The sequence below is a fragment of the Kitasatospora sp. NPDC087861 genome, from assembly GCF_044742585.1.
GTDB lineage: Bacteria > Actinomycetota > Actinomycetes > Streptomycetales > Streptomycetaceae > Kitasatospora.
This window is the reverse complement of sequence record NZ_JBIUUS010000040.1, coordinates 1-17,235: the sequence shown is the minus strand read 5'-3', so window position 1 is coordinate 17,235 and position 17,235 is coordinate 1. Positions and strand designations below refer to the sequence as shown.

The window sequence follows — 17,235 nt, the reverse complement described above, 5'->3', positions numbered from 1 at the left end:
TTCGTTCACCCCTTGATGAAACCGGTACGACACAGCGGCCGCTTCCCCGGCGAAGGGGTGGCGGCCGCCGACAGAGGGCCGATCTGCTGCCGCTCAGCTCACCTCGGAGCGCTCTTCGATCGCCCGCTGCACGCCCTGGCGGACGTAGTCGGCCGGCGTGCTGTGCTTGCCGCTGCGGCAGTCGCGTCCGTCGTTTTCGCCCAGAGCGGTCGCCATGCGTCGCAGCAGGTCGTCCACCTCGTTGTGCCACCTCGAAACGAACGCTGGCGTGCCGGTGGCGTACGCGTCCATCCGGCCGAAGGCGACCGCGGCGAGGTCGAGCGCGAGGCCGCCGTGGTCGTCCCAGCAGGCGGGGATCAGCTGGTGTTCCTGCCATCCGTAGCAGCGGTTGAACCACAGCACGACGTCGTCCAGCCAGCCGTACACGGCGTCCCGGAACTCGCCGACCAGCTCGCCCAGGTCCCACGGCCGGGTCACCGGACCGTCCACTACCTCCCCGGTGTTGAGGTCCGTTCGCTCCTGCGGTTCGTCCTCTTCCTCATCCGGTTCCTGCTCGGCTTCGATCAGTGCCAACTGCTCGGCGACGATGTCCGGCAGTGCCGGCCAGCGCGGAACGCTCACCGTCCGCTCTCCTTCTGCTCATTCCACGCAGCCGCGTTCGCCCGCATGGACCGGTCCTTTTCGGCCCTGGCCAGGGCCCGGGCGGCGTCCGCCATGGCCCGCACCTGCCGTACCTCTTCCTGGATCTGCGGCCAGTCCTCATCCTCTTTCAGCATCGGCAGCCGCGTGATCACTGGCGGGAGATTCGAGGCGAGTAGCAGCGCCTCGCCGAGGTCGACCTCCAGCTGCCCGATCTGGTGGGCCCGCAGTACCGGCTGCCAGTCCTCGCCGACGTTGCTGGACGGGCCGCTGCCGCGTCCGCTGCCCGAGGACGTCGACGTGCGGAAAACCCGCACCTGGCCGGCCCGCTTGGACATCTCCTCCAAAAACGCCGGGTCGCCGACCCCGCCGAACACCAACGTGTTGTTTGTGAACGACGCCAGTTCCTTTGCTACGTCGCGGCCGAACCGGGCCTCTGCCGACGCCCAGCCCTGCACAAAATATTGCACGGCCAGGCCACGGGCGCGGCCGTCGGCGACCCGCTGCCGCAGCGACGGGATCGGTGCCGCGTTCGCGACTTCGTCCAGGCCGACCAGCAACGGCGGGTCGAGCCGGCGAAACTCCAGCGTGTTGGCCAGCCTCTCGGCCCGGTCCAGCACGTCCTCCACCATGGCGGTGATCAGCGGTGCGATGGACAGATACGGGTTGTCCTTCCCCAGGAGGTAGACCGTCCCACGGGCGGCCAGCAGCGCCTCAATGTCGGTCGCCCGCTCCGGGGCGACGTCCACCGCGTTGACGACTTCCGCGTGCTTGAACGAGGCCAGGGCCCGTGCGAGCGTCGACATGGTGTTGGTGACCTTGCGTTCGTCGCCCGTGGTGGCCCGCACCAGATTCTCGGCCCAGCCGATCCCGGCTCCCGGGTGCTGGTCCAGGATCACCCGTGGTGCCGGGTCGGAGAACCGCGCGGCCCACTTCAATACGTCCCGCAGTGACGCCCCGTCGAGCGCCGCGGCGTGCAGCAAGCATTCCAGTACGGTCGCCGCCTGGTCCTTGTAGAACGACGACGCGTCGTCGCCCCCGTCTGACTTGGCCGCAGGCGAGGCCCCGGCACCGGCCACGAACGCGGCCGCCCGCATGCTGGCCACCTCCGTGTCCTCCGCCCCGTGGATCGGGGACAGTCGCAGCGGTTCCAGGCCCGGGCAGACGCCCTGCGCGTCCAACGAGACCACAGGCCCGCGCTTCACCCGCGCGCCCAAGGTCAATTCGACGATGTCCGGCTTGGTCGACGCCAGCAGCGCCGCCCCCGGGCAGCGGCGCGCGACCCGGGCCAGGTACCGGAAGGTCTTGCCCGAGCCCATCGGGCCAATGACCCTCAGCGCCTGGTCGTAGGGGCTGTACAGCGACTGCCCGGTCTCCGGCCTCACCGCCTCGCCCAGGTAGTAGCCGTATTCGTCCGGCTCCAACGCCGGCACCCGCTCCAACACCGCACTACCGGCCACGAGTCAGCCCCCTCCGTCGCGTCGCCTTCGCCGGTTCCAGGACCGGCCGAGCCAGGCCGGGCCGCACCTGAGCGCCCGCCGCCCGTACCGCTTCCGCGCTCAACCGGGCGTGCAGTTGCTCGGCGGTGGCGAAGCCGCCCCCGGGATCGTCGGCCGGGCGCGAGCCCGCCCGAGGACGTGGTGAGTAGGTCCCCCACAGCCAGCCGGCCACGCAGACCACCGGCAGCACGGCGAGGAAGATTAGGACGATCTGCATCATCACGCCACCTCCGGAGCCTGGGTCTGTCGGCCCGTCATCGCCTCGTCCGTATCCGTCATCCAGACCTCCAGACGGGTACGGATGTGGCGCACCCTCCGCGGAGGCTCCTTTCCGATCTTCAAGACGTGGCACCCCTTGTCCAGCACACCCAGCGTCTCGAACAGGGCGGGTGGCAGCCGGAACTGTTCCACCGCCTGTTGCGCGTCGTCCGCCCGGCTCTGCTGGTAGATGTGCACCACGTCCGCCTCGCGGATCAGACTCTCCGCGTCCGAGCCCTTGGGTACGTCGCTCAGGTGGTGGATCACCGTCACGAAGGCCAGGCCGATGCCGCGGCCGCGCTTGACGAGCGACCGCAGGATGGTCGCCACCGACGTCGTCCCCGGCGACTGCAGCCGGGTGGTGTGGTAGCCCTCTTCCAGGATGATGATCCGCTGCCCTGGCCGGTGGGCCCACACCGCCGTCAGGAACGTGCTGACCAGGGCCATCACCAGTGCGAGCGCCGGCGATTCCTCCGGCAGCGCCGAGGTGTCGAACACCAGCAGCGGCGCGTCCAGGTCGAGGTCCTCGCTGGTCTCCCGGTCGATCAGACCTGACAGGTCGCCGGTGATGAACCGGTCCAGGTCGAGAGCGAGGTTCAGACCCCACTCAATCACCCGGTCGACCGTCACGACCCCGCGGCGTGACAGATTGGGGTGCGGGATCGAGGTGGACTCGTCCGGGTCGAACAGCGCGGTGACGACGTCGTGGAGCGTGGCCACCCGGCCGGCTTCCTCCGCCCGCCGTAGGGCGGTCGCGTGCGCGGTCCGCAGCGCGTAGTGCTCCGTCGAGGAGAGCGGGCCGTGCGCGTGCTCGGCCACCATCAGCAGCAGCCGGTCCTGCCCGACACGCTCGCTACCGGCTTCGTCCAACGAGGTGGCCGAAATCCGAGGATCCAGCAGGTTGATCGCCGTGCCGCCGGAGCGAGCGAACCGGATCACCGGAGCCTCGCAGACCTCCGCGGTCCGCACGTATTCGCCCTGTCCCTGCTGGTTTTTGCGGTCGAAGACCGCAACCTGGCGCCCCAGCGCCACCGCCCGGGCGCAGTAGACCGTCTTCACCAGCGACGACTTAGCGGACGCGATGTCACCGAGGACCACCACGTTCGGCGAGGTGATCCGCTTGTCCTTGTAGAGCAGGTGCGGGTCACTGGTCACCGGCTGCCCGGTGTCCAGGTCGATGCCCATGATCGGCCCCGCGAGCGGCGAGTGCGTCGAGACGATCGCCGGGTTCAGCGCGCCGGCCTGGCGCGTCGACGTCAGAATCGTCTCCGTATCGGCCTCGTAGGAGCCGAAACGGCGCCGTCGGCGGTGCGGAGTCGGATCCCACTCCGGCTCTGGCTCGGGCTCCGGAGCCGCCTCCGGCTCTGCCGGGCCCGCCGGGGCAGGCGCCGGATCGGCCGCCTGCCCCCGCTTCTGCAGTCCCACGTGCCACCGCCGCCGCGGCCGGCCCGGGGCCACACCCTGCAGCGGGATCGGCACACCCTCCGCCAGATGGCCGCCGCTCTCCTGTGCGGTTGTCATGCCCGTACTCCCCGTGCCATCGGCAGTGCCGTGATCAGTGCTCTGTGGTGCCGGTTGTCCTGCCAGGCGATACGGGCCACCCCGCCGTTCTCCGCCGCCGTCGTGACGCGCCGGCGCGCGGCCGTCAGCAACTCCGGGTCGTCCGGAGCGGAGATCATGACCCGCACCGACGGGTAGGTGCCCGCGACCACCGGCTGCAGCAGGTCGTGCAGGGTGCGGCGCGAGGCCGACATGGCGGCCTGCGTCACCCCGTCGGCCACCTGCCCCTTGCGCCTCTCGGTCCGCGCGTCGGCGACGTCGTACGTCAGCCCGACCCTGGCCAGGTCCCGGGCCTGTGCCTTGGGCACCAGCCGGAACTGTGCCACCACGGTGCGAATCGTCGCCGGATTCACGCGGGTGACCAAGTGTTCCATCCAGCGGGCACCGACCGCGTGCTGCGGCCAGGCGTCGCGGGGGATGTGGCCGACCGCGTGGTACCAGTCCCGCGCGGCCCCCTCGATCCGCACGAACTGCGGGTGAGCCCAACGGGTGTAGCCCCAGCCGTCGGCGACCGTGGCGATACCCTCCTGCGTGTCGATTCCCACGTCCGGGTCGTGCAGGTGCCGGATCAGCGCTCCGAGGCGGCGCGGGCCGAGGACGTGCCGCAGCTGGTAGCCGGCCCCGTCGAAACGACGCACGACCTCCCCGAGGGTGGCGAACGTCTCCTCCGCCACGCGCTCCAGGTCGGCCGGTCCGGCGATGCCAGCGGCCAGTTGGGCCAGCGGGATGCGCAACGTCACGAACGACCGGTACTCCTCCGTGTTGCCGGCGGCCGCCGTGCTCAACTCCGCCATCGAGCGCCGCAGCCGGGCCGGAGTGCCCGCCACCACCAGGCCCCGCATGTGCTCCCGGTAGGCGTCCGGGTGCACGGGCAGGATGCGGGTGGCGATGTCCAGCTGATCCACCGGGATCTCCGCGCTGGCCAGGCCGCCCAACAGCCGCTCGAACAACAGGCCCGAGGTGTTGACCGCGCGCACCGGCAGCAGGCCGTCACCGCCGCCCTTGATCTCGATGGTGGCCGTCAGGTGGCCGGTCGCCCAGGACCTGCGGGCGTGGTCCTTGTGATGGACGATCGCCATCGGCACGTTCGGCCGGGCCGGAGGCGCGTAGGAGAGCATCCGCACCTCCCCCACCTCCGGCGGCAGCGCCTCACCGGGGACGAAGTCCGGCACCGGGCGGCGATGCGTGAAGCGGAACACCACCCCGTCCCAGACCTTCCCGGTCCACGACTCCCCCAGCGCCGTGCGGCGCGCCAGCGCGAACTCACCCGCCCCGCCGACCAGCAGCCCGACGATGAGCACCACGAGCGAGTGCGTGTCGAGCAACACCAGCATCCAGACCACCAGGAAAACGCCCCGGGCCGCGATCACGCGGCCCGACGAGGCGAACAGCGCGCGCCGGCGAGTCTCCCCGCCCAGCACGTACGTACGTTCCTGCGCTGCCATGTCTCCCTCTCCTGCCTCTCCTAGACCGCGGCTGCGGCCGGGGCCGGGGCCGGGGCCGGGGCGCCGCCGGCACCGCCTCCGAGCGATCCACCGCCGCCGTCACCGTCGGCGCTACCGGCGACGGAGCCACCCGGAGGCCGGGGGCTCAGGTCGTCCACTCCGCTCCCACCACCGTCGTCCCCGTCCGCGGCGCCTCCGCCGCCGGGACCACCGTCGTCGGGCCCGTCGTCGTTACCGTCGTCGTCCCCGCCGTCGTTGTTGCCGCCGCCGTCGTCGTCCCCGCCCTCGGCCTTTGATACGTCGTCGTTTGAGTCGTTCGACCCGTTCAGGCCGTCCGACCCGTCTTCGCCGTCCCCGTCTTCGCCGTCCCCGCCCTCGCCCCCCGAGCCGACGGCGCCCGCGCCGCCGCCCTTACCGCCGCCCTTGAAGAGCTTGTCCACCGACCCGTTGTAGAGGTCACCGGGGGTGGGGTTGGGGGCGGCCCCACGGACGTCCCCGGGCATCGTCTCGGCGCCGGGCGCCACCATGCCCATCACCCAGAAGGCCACAACCGGAAAACTGTCGACCATGAAGACGGAAACCAGCACGAAAATGCAGATCGTCACCGGAGAGTTTGAAGCGTCGGTTTCGAACAGGGCGTTAACCGAAGACCAGACCGTCCAGAAGAAGAAGAAGACCACCGAGGGCATGAACATCATGCCGAAAATCAGGCCGGCCAATCTCCGAAGGGCTCGCGCCCACGGCGGGTAGACAGCGGCTACGGTGACCAGGGGGACCAGAAGGCCGCAGATCATGAGCCCCCATGAGGAAACGGCCATCTCTATCAAGAGGATGATTCCAAAAATCACGATGGGAATCATCAGGACGATCACCATCAGGGTGCCGCCGAAGTCAGCCCAGCCGTTTCCCGCATGCTTCTGGATCATCGTCATGAAACTGCCGATCGCGCCGTTGGCCTGGATCGTGGCCTGGGTGGAGAACGACTTGGACAGCTCCGAGGCCAGCCCCTGCAGGGAGTACAGCAGCGCTGGGGCGAGCGCGCATGCGGGCACCACGAAGACGAGCCGTACACCGGATTTCCGCAGCAGCTCGATTCCGGAGACGCTGCTTCCCTGGCCTCCGCCGACCTTCGCAATGATCATCAGCAACATGAAGGCCAGGAAGATCAGCGAGAGTCCGAAGGTCACGGCGTACTGTTCGGCCCACCACTTCTGATTGAACGCGGGGGTTGCCAGCTTCTCGGCCGTCGAGGCGATGAACGACAGCATGAAAACCACCGCGTGGCAGAGCCCTTGGGCCCAGCTGTCGAGAATATTGGAAGGCGTCAACGCGTCGACGACCTTCTGAGTCTCGTCCGCCGCAGTGACGCCGCCCCCGATAATAGGCAGTTTCCCGAATCCGTTGACGATCTTCCCGAACGTGTCGGAACACGCCCAGCTCATCCAGTCCGGGGCGCCGCAGTCCTTTTTGTCGTCCGCCGCCGCCGGGGTCGCCGCCATGGCCGCCCAGGTCAGCACCGCCAGGACCGCGGCCGCCCGGCGCGGCCGCGTCGCGATCTGCAGCGCGACGGCGTCAAGCCCCGCGGTGATCGCTTTGCGGACGCGGCCCCCCGCTCCCCCGCGCGTTCTCACTTCGCCGTCCCCATCTCCGCCACCGGCTTGTCCGTGGCGTCGCTGTAGAGGGTCCACCCGCTGCCGTAGCCGGCCAGCAGCTGTGCGCGCTGGCCGTAGGTGGTGACGACCGTGCCCTGCGGGGGAGTCGGCGGAGCTGAGAACCCGCCCGGGCTCGTGCCGGTGACCTGCCAGTCCCCGCCCTTCCACTGCATGTCGAGCTGGACCACGAACCACTGGCCCCGCAGGTCCGGACCGTCCGGTCCGACGGTGCCGTTCAGGCAGACCTGCCACACGTTCACCGACGCCGAGTCCGCCGAGGAGTTCACTACCCGGTACGCGCCGAGCTCCGGGTGACACAGGTGGATGTAACGCTTCGTCGCGGAGACCTGGCCCGTCGACGGGTCGACCAACTGCCCCTGCCCGTTGAGCCCGTGCTGTTGCTGGTAGGTGGCTGCGCTGGCCTCGGCCCCGGCGGGCAGGGACCCGTACGCGCTGGTGAGGTAGGCGGAGCGGTCCGTGGGCGTCATGCGCTGGATCGTGAACACGTTGGCGGCCGCCGTGCTGGCCGCCTCCACCGCTCCGTCCACGGTGTGCCGGAACCCGCGCGGCAGGCCGGCCACCCTGGCGGATCCGTCCAAGCCGAAGGCCGACGCCGTTCCGCGGGGCAGCCCGGGCCCTCCCTCTCCCTGCCCGGCGGCCGCGGCGCCGGACGGCGGGGCCGCCGAGGGCTGGTTCGCCTCGTGCTGCGGCACGGCCAGCGCGGCGACGACCGCCGCGACCAGGCCAAGCCCCACCGCTGCGGCCAGCTGCAGTTTCCTGCGTCGCAGCCGGTCACCCGACGACGGAGAGGCCCCCCGGCCGGGGGGCTTGGACGAGCGCCGGGGCCCCTCAGGCTGTCCGCCCGGCTGCCAATCCACACTGACGTTCATGACGATCCCTCCGGTTGGCGTTCGGAACGTGGTTTCAGGAGAGCAGGGCCACGTAGATAGCCGGAGCGGCGACCAGTCCGACCGTCGCGGCCCCGGCGAGGATTACGTTCGTCCTGACCTCGGAGAGGTCGTCGCCGTAGCCGCCCTTCTTGCTCCGGGCGAAGTTCGCGACCCCGACGAGCAGGTGATATGCGGTGTATACGAAGCAGCCGGCCCACACCAGGGCGAGGAACATTCCGACCTTGCTGGTCAGGATGGCGTCGAACGGCCCGAACGAGGGGTCAACCCCCTTGAAGGGGTTGAACGAGCCACCGCCGGTGGGCGCGGGGGTGGGGTCCTGGGCGAGGTTGAGAGGGTCCATGCTCAGTCCTTTCTGGTTCGTTGTCACAACAGCGCGCGGGACATCTCCGCGCAGGCGTGCAGCCAGGCCTGGTGGGTGCGGTCCGAGATCTTGTCGTGATCGATCTCGCCGCCGTCGACCAGTGCCGGGTCGAAGGGGATGTGTGCCACCGCGCGGGTGCGGGCACCGAAAATCGATTCCATCGCCGACCGCAGCTTGTGGTCCCGGGTGCTGGCCGGCTCGGTCAGCACGGTGACCGTCCGCTGCCGCAGTTGGCCGGCGCCGAAGACGTGCCGTTCCAGCGCGTCCAGCATCCACAGCGCGGAGTTGGCCGCGTCGATCCTGACCGTCGTCGTCACCACCAGCAGGTCGGCCGCCTGGACGGCGCGCATCCAGTTCGCGGCCCGCATGTTGTTGCCGGTGTCGATGAGGATCAGCTGGTAGTAGCGGGAGAACAGCCGGTGCAGGCGCGCGACGTCGTCCGCCGCGATGTGCCCGGTCACCTCCGGCCGGTCGTCGGACGCCAACACGTCGAAGCGGCCGTCACCCTGGCCACGCAGGTACAGGCCCAGGTCGTCGACGCGGGCCCGTTCCGGGTCCTCGAACTGCCCGATGTTCGCCAGTAGTTCGCGCGCCGTGTTCGCGTGCCCGGCGCGCATCGCCCGCCCGCCGAGCGTCCCGCGCGTCTCGTTGTTGTCCCAGGCCAGCACGCCGCCGGCCCGGTGCACCCCGAGGGTGTGCGCGGCCATCAGGGTCGACGTCGTGGTGCTGGCTCCTCCCTTGGGGTTCACGAACACAACGGTCCGAGGCCCCCGGAGGGTGCGCTGCACCAGCGCCACCTCCTCCCGGTACGCGGCCTCAGCGGCGCTGGCCGCCGGGGAGATCAGTCCGCCGGACAGCCGGCGCACCTGCCCCCGCCACCCCCACCGGGCGGGCGAGCCCGCCTCAGAGCCGGCCCCGGGCGCGGACGGCTCGGCAGCGGCGTGCGAGCTGTCGACGTCGAAGCCCGGCACCGGCGGACTCGTCGGCGGTAACTGGTCGAACCCCGCGGCGCCGTTCCGAGGGCCGGCCGCGGAGGACCCACCCGTGGCCGACGAGGCAGCAGCCACCGCCGAGCCCGGCGGAGCTTCGTCGGTCGAGGACTGCAGCGGGGATTGGTGAACGGGCAGAGGGAAGAACGCGGCCACCGCGGCGGGTTGGACCGGGCCGGTCGCGAACGAGGGTTCCGGCAGGGGGATAGCGGGGCCTCGCGGAGGTGCGAACGTGCGGACGTACACCGAGTCGTTGACCAGGTCGGTGTCGACGGTCTCACCCGGCGGCGGCTGCTCGACCACCGGAGCGTCCTGGTGGCCGGAGTCCGGCCCGGCGGGCTCCGGAGAGGGAGCCGGCGCCTCCGGCTCCACCTTCGGTTCCACAACCGGGAGCGACACCAGGCGGGGGGAGACGTTCCGGCGGCTCTGCGCGGCGTGGTTGAACACCTCCGCCGTCAGCGCTCCCTCGTCCTCCTCGCCGACCGGCGGTTGAAACCGACTGCCCATCATCCGCGCTCCCTTGCTGGCCAACGTCGCAGGCAGAGGGCCCGAGCGTGCCCAGTTCTGTACAGGCAACGCCGTCGCGCTCCGGCGCGGTTCGGCTGACCGCCCACCTGGCGCACCATCCGCCACCGATTCCCCTGCAGATGCCCCGTGTTGCACATAGTCCCCTGCGGAGCAGGGATCGACCACCGGATTGTCCGAGGTGACACGCACACTCGGCACACAAACGTCACAGCCGTACCCTCCCCCGTGGTGACTAATCTATCACCGCTCAGATACAGCTACCATTGTAGCTCCGCTGGCTAATCTCTACAATCCCCGTATGTCAAGTCCTCTACGCGCAGGTGATCATCAAAACGGGCATCATTCAGCCGTGACGATGCGTAAGTTGACGACGTGGGATCCCGTCCGGTTCAGGGCGGCCTACCGCAATCGGGGGTGGACATTGCAGCAGCTATCGGTCAGTTCCGGCATTCCGTACAGTGCGATCCGTAGCTACTCGGCAGCACACGGGGCGTCGCCCACGGCTGGCCGTCTCCTCACGCTCGCCACCGTGCTGCAGGTCCCGACCACGGAGCTCGCGCCGCTGACCCAGGACCCGACGCTGCACGAACTGCGCTGGCACACCGGGCGGACGGTCGTCGAGCTCGCCGAGGTGGTCGGATACAGCGTCAGCCACACCTCCAACGTCCTGTCCGGGACGGTTCCGATGACCGCTCCCGCCCGGTGGGCGAAGGCCCTGGGGGTGTCCGCCAAGGCTGCCGGGAGGGCGTGGACCGCCGCCCGGGCCGAGCAGGTCCGGCCATGAGCAAGGGGAAGGCGGCTCTGGTGGCCGGCGCCGTCGTCGTCCTGGGCGTGCCGATGGCCGTCATGGGAGCCGGGGGAGGCGACGAGGCGAAGGCCGCCACCGTCTCCACCTCGCTCAACGCCACCTTTGTGCCGATGCTGTACAGGGAGTGGATCGACAAGGCCGCCGCCACCTGCCCGGCGATCACGGCCCCCGTGATCGCCGCGCAGATCGAAGCGGAAAGCGCCTGGGACCCCGCCGCCGTCTCCCCAGTCGGCGCCCGGGGCCTCTCCCAGTTCATGCCGGACACCTGGCGAACCTGGGGAGTGAACACGGCACCGGAGACCCGAACCGCGGCCGACCCGTTCAACCCAGCCGACGCGATCATGACCCAGGCGAAGTACGACTGTGCCCTGGCTGACCAGATGTCCCGGCTGATCGCCGATCACGAGGCCAGCGGTGACCTGCTCTCGCTCACCCTGGCCGCCTACAACGCCGGCCCGGGCGCGGTGAAGCAGTACCACGGCATCCCGCCCTACCCCGAGACCCAGCAATACGTCCAGGCGATCAAAACCGGGATGGCGAAGTACACCGCGTCGTCGCCCACCGGCTCCACCAGCGCGTTCGGCGCCGCCGTGGTGGAGGCCGCACTCCGCTGGCAGGGGACGCCCTACAGCTGGGGCGGAGGCGACATCAACGGGCCCACGCTCGGCGTCGGCCGTGGCGCGTCCACCAACGGATTCGACTGCAGCGGATTGACCCTGTACGCCGTCTACCAGGCATCAGGCGGGAAGACCCTCCTCCCCCACAGCTCCGAGATCCAGGCCACCATGGGCACCGAACAGACCATGACCACCATTCAGCCCGGCGACCTGATCGCCGTTCAGACCGAGCCCGGTGACTACTCCCACGTCGTGATCTACCAGGGCAACGGGATGATCGTGGAGGCGCCACGGACAGGCCTTGCGGTCCGCTCCGTCCCGCTCAGCGAATATGCCGGAAAGGTCCAGACCATTCGGAGGATCGGGTGAAGAACCGACGCCCACGGCTGACGCTCGCGGCCACAGCGGCCGCAGTCGCGCTGACCCTGTGCGGTTGCGCCAGTTCGGCCACCACCGGCAGCACCCCCACCGGCGCGGCACCTCCGCCGCCGGCGACGCCGAGCCCGTTGTTCAGCCCGACCCCCTACCCTACCGGTACGGCTGGCACCCTGCGGGCTCCCCTGCCTGACCCGGCGACCGTCAACGGCCAGGACGCCGGCGCCGTCGGCCGGGCCGCGGTGACCGTCATGTTCCAGATCGACACCGCAGTGGACGTCAGCCCTCGGGACGCCACCGTGAGGGCCGCGCCGTACCTCACCACCGCCTATGCTGCCGAACTGGCGAGTCACCAGGCCATGGCGGCGCCGGGAGCGCAGTGGGGCAACTGGACAGCCCACGACGCTTACACCATTGCCAGCGTCACCCTGACCAGCCAGGCCGGCGCCCCGGCGGACACCACCACCGAGGCAGACCGGACCTACACCGTCACCACCACCGCCCACGGCCGGGACGGCTACACCGACACCACCCCGGTGGGAACCGCGTTCGTCGTACTGGCCCGCAACGGCGCCGACCCGTGGCGCGTCTCGACCATTCAGATCCGATGACCACCACCTGCTCAGCCAACGCCGACGGGGCGGCTCCGAGTTGCGGAGCCGCCCCGTCGGGCATTCAGAGGTTCAGCCGGCCAGAGCCTCGCCCCGGCCGGTGAGCACCGCCAGCGCCCACCGGTCACGGAACACCGGCCGTTCCACCAGGAGGCCGGTGGAATCCCAGTTCAACCCCTCCGCCAGCGCCGCGATGTCGTCGACGTGGTCCTGGGCTAGGTCGGCCACCACCTCCGGGCGCTCCCGCATCACCTGCAAGCGCAGATCCCGCGTCGTCTCCCCGCGCTGCCGCAGCGCTTCCCGCAGCATCGTCGTCAGCGACTCGTCGCTGACGTACTCCAGATCGGCGCGCATCCCGGCCGCATCCTCCGGGTGGTTCGTGTTGGCGTTCATGACAGACCCTCCGTTGTGGTCAACGGCGGGGACGCCGGCCGGTCGCCCGCGTCCCCGACCGGCACGGTCAGAGCTCGCGGTGATCGGCACCCGAGCGAAGAGCGAGCACGCCACGGATGACGACCGCGAGCGGCCACACCACCAGCAGCAGCACCCAGACGAGAACGGCCGCAGCGACCTCTCGCCCACGCGGCGGACGTGTCCTGTCCGCCTGCAGATCCAGCACGGCACCAGCCGGAGTGGTCCCCCACCCCGCGTAGGCGAAGACGCCGAACAGCAGGTAGAGCAACACCACAGCGCTCACGCCGCCGATCGGTCGACGAGCACACCAACCACGCTCGCCACCGCCACCAGGTCGTCGACCGGCGGCCGCGGCGCCGTAACCGGCACCCGCCGCTCCCCCGTCGCCGACCAGCGGCCGACCGCGATTCGCACCGGCCCGTTGGCACGGCACGGCTTCACCACCAGCTCGCGGTTACCTGCGGCAGGCACCTCTACTACGCTGACCACAAGATCCTCCCAATCAGGATCTGAGCCCCGCCACCGTGTCCGCGGTGGGCAGGGCAACCAATGAGGGGCTGGGCCGTAGGAAGCCCGGCCCCTCTCTTGTTGGCTCACTATAGTTGCTTTCTTTCTACCACGCTAGCACTCTAGAGCTAGAGCTAGAAAGCGCGTCAGAAAGCGCGCAACCACGCGTTGTAGCTAGGATGCGAGCCATGACAGAGCAGCAGTGGGAGCGGTGCACCGCCTACTCCGAGTCCGGGGGCGTCACGAAGTCGATGACGCTGCTGTCGCTCGCCGTGGCCTGTGCAGAGGAGAACCCGGACGACGAGGTGATCGTGGGCGACTGCGACCCCCGCGGCGCCGTCACGAAATGGACTGGGGTCCAGCCGCGCGAACCCGGCCTCCACATCGGGGCCATCTTCGGCAACGACGACGTGGAGGGGTGGGCGGAAGAGCTGGCGATCCGTCCCGACCCCGCCGGCGGTTGGCCCGCGAACCTCCGGGTGATCCCGAGTGATCGGAAACTCTCCAACCAGGAGAAGACCGCCGACGACCACGCGAACATTCGCCTGTTGCGGTCCACGGAGGGCGTCCGGGCGCGTCTCTTCTTTGACTCGCCCAACCGTCAAGGTGGGTTGATCATTCAGAACATCTTGACCGCGATCAACGGAATCATCTACGCGGCCAAACCGAACGAGGATGGTTTGGATGGTGTAGACGGCGCGAAAGAGACTGTGCGGAAATACCGCGACCACCGGCGGAGTCTTCGCCTGCCGGACAATTTCCAGGAAATTGGCATTGTCCTCGGCGCCGCATGGCGTGGTGCAGTCTGGACCCGCGATGCCCTGCGGGCCGTCGATGAATTCGAGCGCACCTCTCCGGGAATGCTCATCAGGCCATTCATCCCTGATCGGGTAATTGTGCCGGAGTCGCGTTCGGCTGGTGTTTGGTACGGCCAATACGAAGGCGGTAAGCCCGTTTACGACGCTTACCGGAAGATTTACAACGAGAAGGTGCGTGCATCGTGACCAGCCCCCTCCCGGACCGTCCCGAGCCCCGTCCCCGAGGGGGCAGCGGGCCGAGGCCGGCCCCCGACGAGAACCGCGACCCCATCGAGCCCCCGCCGGCCGCCGCGGTGCCGCGCGGGCGACCGCGGAGCGCTCAGAGCTTCGCCCAGTTGAACACGAGGGTGGACCCCCTGCTGAGCGAACTGATGGACAAGGTCAGCAGTGAGCGCGGACTGAGTAAGCGGCAGGTCGTGGAGTGGGCGTTGAAGCAGACGTACTCCGGCGAGTACAGGCAGCTCGGAGGTGATCCGAACGTGCTCTGATCGCATAGAGCTAGAAAGCGACGGAGCGCGCTTTCTAGCTCGCTACCAAGAAACCTCGCATGGGTGCGCGCACGAGCGGCGGCACTCACGCCCCCGAACGGACAGGGGCCCCAGCAGCGCGGAGCTTGCAGGCAGCGCTACCAGGGCCCTCATCACGACGACACCACCAGGACGGTACCTGTGTTGTGCCCCAACCACAGTAATGCCCCCGAAGACTCCGCGATGACCGCGGCGGACAGGACGGCCGGAATCCGTCGCATTGGCCGGACGACCGAGCGGCAGGTGTGACCAAATGTCCCAGGTGACCCAGTGGGCACAGGAACACGCTGTGATGATCGGAGCGGCGGCGGCACTGTGCGTCTCCATTGTCGCTATTACGATCATCGGAATTCGATCGAAGCGAAAGGCCAAGCAGCGGCGAAAGCTGAGCGCAGGCACCATTGCCGCCGCTATCGCCTTCATTATCTGCACGTCCGTCAGCCTTCACACGAGCTACGGATTTGCGGCGGCAGCAGACGGCCTGAATATGGCCACCAAGTTCGAGCGGGTATTTTCCTGCGCGGCATTCGAAAGCCTCATGGCCATGATGGTTTTCGGAGCGCGCGAACGCCTTGCCAATCCCCAGAACCCGTCTCCCGGTTGGTACGGCACCGGTGTGTGGGTGTTCGCCGGCCTCAGCGCTGTACCGGCCTGGCATGAGGGCGACGGGTTCAGCGCCAGCACCATGGTTCGGATCATCGTCGGTTCGATCGGTAGCGCGCTCGCTGCCCACTCGGCCCTCGGCCTTGAACTCCGGCACCGCACCGGCGAGGAAAGCCAGGCCGCCGGCGCGCAGATCGCCCGCGAGATCCGCGAGCGCATGATGGCGTACCTCGGCCTGGCCCAGCGCGGGCAGACCGCTCAGGAGATCGCCCGGGACCGCGCGATGGACCAGGCGGTGGAGCTCGCCGACCGCGAGGCCCGGCTGACCGACAAGCAGCGTGAGGGCCGCAAGGGCCGCGTAGTGGCCCGCCGTCTCGGCCGGGCCCTTGAAGCGGCTGGCACCGCGGACCCGATCCGGCGCGACCAGTTCGAGGGGCGGTTGGCGCTCCGGCGTCACGCCGCCGAGCTCCGGCACGCAGACCTGAACCGCCCGTGGAAGTCCGCGGAGGAGCAGGCCGCGGAGGCCACCGAGGCGGACAGGCTCCGGGCGGAACTCGCCGAAGCTCTGGCCCTGGCCAACCAGGAGGCTGGCAAGGCCGCGGCCGCGGAGGCGGCGGCCGACGATGCGAGGCAGCAGGCCGCGGAGGCCCGGCAGTATGCAGTGGAAGCTCAGCAGCAGGGAGAGCAGGCGTTGGCATTGTTGACGCGCCAGGTCGAGGCGTTCGAGGCTCTGGCCAGCAATGCCGAGGCCACCGCGGTAGCTCAGATCAGCAATGCCGAGGCATACCGAGTGCCCGTCGAACTGCCCCGCCCACGGCCCGAGCAGGACGACCAGGACGACGCCGCAGCGGCCGGTGACTGCCTCAGTGGCGAGGAGGAGAACGAGTCGGCGGCCCCCGGCAATGCCGAGCGCCCGGCAGCGGCAGGTATGGACGGCAACCCCCGGGTGCAGGTCCGCCTCCCGCTGGACCCCGAGGAGCCCGACCCCAGCGCAGAGGACGAGGACGAGGACGAGGACGAGGACGACGTGTTGGATCTGGCCCGGTACGGCAGCAAGAAGGCGGCCATTCAGGCGCTGTACCACCGCGACATTGCCGAGGACGACAAGCGCACCACCAATGCCATCGCCGAGGAACTGCGGGCCACGCTCACCCGCGAGACCGGCAGGACGTACGACCAGGCGGCCGCTCACCGGGCAATCTCGGAGCTCCGGGCCGAGCAGAGCGGCCAGCAGGCCAGCTAACCCCCCAGGTCCGGAGGTTTCGGACCAAAGAAAGCAAGCGAGGTAGCGAGCGAGCGTGGTAGCGCGCTTGCTCGCTACCACGCTCGCTCGCAAGCAACAACGACGGAGAGGGGACGACGATGGACGACCAGACCTCTTATGCCCGTCCCGCGGCACCGGAGGCCCTGCCAATGCCGGGCCCGGCAATGCCACCGGATGGCCTCGGCGCACGGGTGGCCGACGCCCAAGCCCGCTTTCAGCGGGCACGCACGTTTCAGGAAACCCTCACCATCGCCACTGCTGCGTTGGCAGCGGCCGAACACACTGCCGTGGTCGAGGCCGACGGGCGCCGGCGGGCCGAGGGGGAGGTGGCCGAGGCCCGCGGCGGCAGGGCCGCAGCCCTACAGCTCGCCGAGCAGGCCCGGCAGGCCGCCGAGGGCATTGCCGCCGAACTGGAGAGCACCCGGCGGCAGCTCGCCGACCGCGAGCGCCAGGCCGAGCAGCAGACCGGCAGGGCCGATGCCGCCGAGGCCGCGGTGGACGAGCTCCGTCGTGAACTCGCCGACGCCCGCCGGCAGGCCGAGGAGGAAACCGGCAGGGCCGAAACCGCCGAGGCCGCGATGGCCAGCACCCACCGTGAGATCACCGACGCCCGTCGGCAGGCCGAGGCAGAGATGGCAGCCGCCCATGGTGGCAGGGCCGCAGCGCTGCAGCTCGCCGAGCAGGCACAGCAGGACGCCCAGCGCATTGCCGCCGAGCTGGAGACGACCCGTCGTGAACTCGCCGACGCCCGCCGGCAGGCCGAGGAGGAAACCGGCAGGGCCGAAACCGCCGAGGCCGCGATGGCCAGCACCCACCGTGAGATCACCGACGCCCGTCGGCAGGCCGAGG

18 protein-coding genes and 1 pseudogene are annotated in these 17,235 nt (G+C 69.9%); 7 read left to right on the top strand and 12 right to left on the bottom strand.

Annotated elements, in window-relative coordinates:
* Positions 1-93: 93 nt before the first annotated feature.
* From ACIOJE_RS34980 to ACIOJE_RS34940, 9 genes are all read right to left on the bottom strand, one after another.
* Positions 94-621: a hypothetical protein gene (locus ACIOJE_RS34980; RefSeq protein WP_400781896.1), complete on the bottom strand. Its 528-nt coding sequence runs from the start codon at positions 619-621 to the stop codon at positions 94-96.
* Positions 618-2,099: a type IV secretory system conjugative DNA transfer family protein gene (locus tag ACIOJE_RS34975; protein WP_400781894.1), complete on the bottom strand. Its 1,482-nt coding sequence runs from the start codon at positions 2,097-2,099 to the stop codon at positions 618-620. The genes ACIOJE_RS34980 and ACIOJE_RS34975 overlap by 4 nt, the downstream gene beginning before the upstream one ends.
* The gene (locus tag ACIOJE_RS34970; protein WP_400781892.1) at positions 2,089-2,358 is read right to left on the bottom strand and encodes a hypothetical protein; all 270 of its coding nucleotides are present in this window, start codon (positions 2,356-2,358) and stop codon (positions 2,089-2,091) included. The genes ACIOJE_RS34975 and ACIOJE_RS34970 overlap by 11 nt, the downstream gene beginning before the upstream one ends.
* Positions 2,358-3,917: a hypothetical protein gene (locus ACIOJE_RS34965; RefSeq protein WP_400781891.1), complete on the bottom strand. Its 1,560-nt coding sequence runs from the start codon at positions 3,915-3,917 to the stop codon at positions 2,358-2,360. Before ACIOJE_RS34965 ends, ACIOJE_RS34970 begins: the two co-directional genes overlap by 1 nt.
* Positions 3,914-5,401, bottom strand: coding sequence for a hypothetical protein (locus tag ACIOJE_RS34960; protein WP_400781889.1), 1,488 nt, complete (start codon positions 5,399-5,401; stop codon positions 3,914-3,916). The genes ACIOJE_RS34965 and ACIOJE_RS34960 overlap by 4 nt, the downstream gene beginning before the upstream one ends.
* A gap of 20 nt (positions 5,402-5,421) precedes the next feature.
* The gene (locus ACIOJE_RS34955; protein ID WP_400781887.1) at positions 5,422-7,032 is read right to left on the bottom strand and encodes a hypothetical protein; all 1,611 of its coding nucleotides are present in this window, start codon (positions 7,030-7,032) and stop codon (positions 5,422-5,424) included.
* Positions 7,029-7,808 (bottom strand): hypothetical protein, encoded by a 780-nt coding sequence (locus ACIOJE_RS34950; RefSeq protein ID WP_400781885.1) that lies wholly within the window; start codon positions 7,806-7,808, stop codon positions 7,029-7,031. The genes ACIOJE_RS34955 and ACIOJE_RS34950 overlap by 4 nt, the downstream gene beginning before the upstream one ends.
* 169 nt (positions 7,809-7,977) lie before the next feature.
* Positions 7,978-8,304 carry a hypothetical protein gene (locus tag ACIOJE_RS34945; protein ID WP_400781883.1) on the bottom strand — a complete coding sequence of 109 codons (327 nt, stop codon included), beginning with the start codon at positions 8,302-8,304 and terminating at the stop codon, positions 7,978-7,980.
* A 23-nt stretch (positions 8,305-8,327) separates the two neighbouring features.
* Positions 8,328-9,824, bottom strand: a complete 1,497-nt coding sequence (locus ACIOJE_RS34940; protein ID WP_400781881.1) for a hypothetical protein — start codon at positions 9,822-9,824, stop codon at positions 8,328-8,330.
* A gap of 547 nt (positions 9,825-10,371) precedes the next feature.
* On the opposite strand from ACIOJE_RS34940, the gene ACIOJE_RS34935 reads away from it, so the two are divergent.
* The 3 genes from ACIOJE_RS34935 to ACIOJE_RS34925 are packed head-to-tail and all read left to right on the top strand — an operon-like array spanning position 10,372 to position 12,253.
* A complete protein-coding gene (locus tag ACIOJE_RS34935; protein WP_400781879.1) occupies positions 10,372-10,626 on the top strand; it encodes a hypothetical protein in 255 nt (84 codons plus the stop codon).
* The gene (locus ACIOJE_RS34930) at positions 10,623-11,636 is read left to right on the top strand and encodes an NlpC/P60 family protein (protein WP_400781877.1); all 1,014 of its coding nucleotides are present in this window, start codon (positions 10,623-10,625) and stop codon (positions 11,634-11,636) included. The genes ACIOJE_RS34935 and ACIOJE_RS34930 overlap by 4 nt, the downstream gene beginning before the upstream one ends.
* Entirely contained in the window at positions 11,633-12,253 is a 621-nt protein-coding gene (locus tag ACIOJE_RS34925; RefSeq protein WP_400781875.1) for a hypothetical protein, read from the top strand. Before ACIOJE_RS34930 ends, ACIOJE_RS34925 begins: the two co-directional genes overlap by 4 nt.
* Positions 12,254-12,325: 72 nt before the next feature.
* Here ACIOJE_RS34925 and ACIOJE_RS34920 read toward each other — a convergent pair whose 3' ends face one another.
* The 3 genes from ACIOJE_RS34920 to ACIOJE_RS34910 all read right to left on the bottom strand — a co-directional run bounded on the left by ACIOJE_RS34920 (position 12,326) and on the right by ACIOJE_RS34910 (position 13,138).
* On the bottom strand, positions 12,326-12,646 hold the full coding sequence (locus tag ACIOJE_RS34920) for a hypothetical protein (protein WP_400781873.1): 321 nt from the start codon (positions 12,644-12,646) through the stop codon (positions 12,326-12,328).
* Positions 12,647-12,713: 67 nt separating this feature from the next.
* The gene (locus tag ACIOJE_RS34915) at positions 12,714-12,950 is read right to left on the bottom strand and encodes a hypothetical protein (protein WP_400781870.1); all 237 of its coding nucleotides are present in this window, start codon (positions 12,948-12,950) and stop codon (positions 12,714-12,716) included.
* Positions 12,947-13,138 (bottom strand): hypothetical protein, encoded by a 192-nt coding sequence (locus tag ACIOJE_RS34910; RefSeq protein WP_400781867.1) that lies wholly within the window; start codon positions 13,136-13,138, stop codon positions 12,947-12,949. Before ACIOJE_RS34910 ends, ACIOJE_RS34915 begins: the two co-directional genes overlap by 4 nt.
* A gap of 224 nt (positions 13,139-13,362) precedes the next feature.
* On the opposite strand from ACIOJE_RS34910, the gene ACIOJE_RS34905 reads away from it, so the two are divergent.
* From ACIOJE_RS34905 to ACIOJE_RS34890, 4 genes and pseudogenes are all read left to right on the top strand, one after another.
* Positions 13,363-14,178: a hypothetical protein gene (locus ACIOJE_RS34905; protein WP_400781865.1), complete on the top strand. Its 816-nt coding sequence runs from the start codon at positions 13,363-13,365 to the stop codon at positions 14,176-14,178.
* A gap of 149 nt (positions 14,179-14,327) precedes the next feature.
* Positions 14,328-14,480: a hypothetical protein gene (locus ACIOJE_RS34900; protein WP_400781863.1), complete on the top strand. Its 153-nt coding sequence runs from the start codon at positions 14,328-14,330 to the stop codon at positions 14,478-14,480.
* A 292-nt stretch (positions 14,481-14,772) separates the two neighbouring features.
* On the top strand, positions 14,773-16,365 hold the full coding sequence (locus ACIOJE_RS34895; RefSeq protein ID WP_400781860.1) for a hypothetical protein: 1,593 nt from the start codon (positions 14,773-14,775) through the stop codon (positions 16,363-16,365).
* Between the two features lie 119 nt (positions 16,366-16,484).
* Positions 16,485-17,235, top strand: a pseudogene (locus ACIOJE_RS34890) (hypothetical protein); the annotation flags it as partial.